This window comes from Paraburkholderia sp. CNPSo 3281 (assembly GCF_024206515.1).
In the GTDB taxonomy this organism is placed as follows: Bacteria; Pseudomonadota; Gammaproteobacteria; order Burkholderiales; family Burkholderiaceae; genus Paraburkholderia; species Paraburkholderia nodosa.
This window is the reverse complement of the sequence record NZ_JAMBPS010000144.1, coordinates 1-1,382: the sequence shown is the minus strand read 5'-3', so window position 1 is coordinate 1,382 and position 1,382 is coordinate 1. Positions and strand designations below refer to the sequence as shown.

General features: G+C 61.6%; 1 protein-coding gene. It reads right to left on the bottom strand.

The annotated features are described in order from the left end of the window. Window positions 1-257: 257 nt before the first annotated feature. On the bottom strand, window positions 258-1,268 hold the full coding sequence (locus M3I56_RS40535) for an IS110 family transposase (protein WP_069261896.1): 1,011 nt from the start codon (window positions 1,266-1,268) through the stop codon (window positions 258-260). Window positions 1,269-1,382 lie beyond the last annotated feature (114 nt).

The window sequence follows — 1,382 nt, the reverse complement described above, 5'->3', positions numbered from 1 at the left end:
CGACATTTCTTATATGGTCGCCTCCCATTTGCAAGGTGATTGTGCGTGGCGAGGAGGGTGGTTGCGGACTTATATCCGGACTCGATCGCGGGCATGCCCGCCGGCCCCGATGGATTTCGCCGCAAAGGTCCTAATCTAATTAGCGGACTCGAGGTCCGAGAAATGTCTCAGGCTTGCCTTTGCGCGGTCCAACCTGTCTTGCCATCACTCAGTACACCTGTGCAACCGTGAATGGGGTTACTGCCTTTGAAGCGTGGTCACTGCGCTTGTGCTGCTTCATACGTTCGGCCGTACGCGAGGAGCGCCCAGATTGTTCGCGCCATCTTGTTGGCGAGTGCAACAGCTACGACGTTCGTTGGACGACGGGACAGCATCTGGCGCAAGCGCTCCGGCAAGTGCCTTGCGCTTACGATGACCGATCGCGCACCGTGGATCAGCAGCGTTCGCAGATACACGTCGCCACGCTTGCTGATGCTGCCGAGCTTCACCTTGCCGCCGGAGCTGTTCTGTCGCGGTACGAGCCCCAGATAGGCGGCAAATTCCCGTCCGGAGCGAAACGTCTGTGCCTGTCCGATGACCGATACCGCAGCAGTCGCCGTGAGGACACCCACGCCAGGAATCTCCGAGATGCGTTTGCATGCATCATCATTGCGGCGCCAATCGAGAATGCGCTGCTCGATCCGTGCGATCTGATCGTCGAGTGCGCGAAGCCGCGAGAACTGGTCCTGCAGGCTGTCTGCGAGCATGGCTGGCAGCTGTTCGGCCAGTGACGCCAGCGCGACTTTCGCGGCCTCGATCGATGCCCGGCGACCTTGCGGCAGCACGATACCGAATTCGTAGAGCAGCCCTCGAAGCTGGTTGACCTGCATGACGCGGATCCGGACCAGCTGCTGGCGTATCCGGTGCATCGCCAGCATGGCCTGCTGGTCTTCGGTCTTGACGGCCACGAACCGCATGCCGGGACGCTGGGCAGCTTCCCAGATCGCCGCAGCGTCGGCCGCGTCGTTCTTGTTTGACTTCACGAATGGCCGTACGAACTGGGCTGCGATGAGCCGGACGTCGTGCCCAAGCCGCGCGAGCACCCGTGCCCAGTGATGGGCGCTGCCGCAGGCCTCCATGACGACACGGCTCGCAGGCCGGTTGGCGAAGAACGGCACGAGCTGGGCGCGTTTGAGTACCTTGCTGCGGATTGCGCCGGTCTCGGTCTCGACGTAATGAATCTGGAAAACGCGCTTGGCCAGGTCGATGGCAATGGTCGTGGGTTCCATCTGATTCTCCTTGGCGGCTGGACTGCCGAACCAGCAATGTCGCATGTTCAGGACGCGAGACTGCGGCGCTGGACGGCCCATTAAGGCGGGAGGCGACCATTCCATCTATTTAGC